The sequence below is a fragment of the Bradyrhizobium sp. CCBAU 45394 genome (assembly GCF_028128655.1).
Lineage (GTDB): Bacteria > Pseudomonadota > Alphaproteobacteria > Rhizobiales > Xanthobacteraceae > Bradyrhizobium > Bradyrhizobium diazoefficiens.
In genome coordinates this window covers 1-364 of record NZ_LBIX01000031.1, presented here as the reverse complement: position 1 = coordinate 364, position 364 = coordinate 1, and the positions used below count along the sequence as shown (strand labels likewise).

The following is a 364-nucleotide window of genomic DNA, read 5'->3' as shown; positions in this document are numbered from 1 at the left end:
CCTGCTTCCCGATCGTAATGCCGACAGTGTTGCGCGCTGGCTGAAGCGCTGGCCGGGCATCAAGGTCGTAGCCCGCGACCGTGCGGGACTTTATGCTGATGGCGTACGCTGCGGCGCGCCCGACGCGGTGCAGGTGGCGGACCGTTGGCACCTGCTCAACAGTTTAGGTGAGGCCCTGCGCCACGCTGTCGGCCGCCATCGTCACAACGTAGCCGCCGCCGTGCAAATCATGGCGTCCGTGCAACGACCGAAGACTGGCAGTTCCACGCTGCCGCCCGGCCTTGCACAATTGCGGGCGGATCAAAAGGCTGCACGACGCGAACGCTGGGATGAAATCTGTCGCCTACGCGAGCAAGGTTGCCCG

The 364-nt window shown here is 65.4% G+C and carries 1 protein-coding gene; it reads left to right on the top strand.

Features of this window, described 5'->3' with window-relative positions; all coding sequences use genetic code 11:
• Positions 1 to 364 (top strand): transposase (locus WN73_RS11525; RefSeq protein ID WP_271552822.1); only part of this gene is annotated, 364 nt, incomplete at both ends.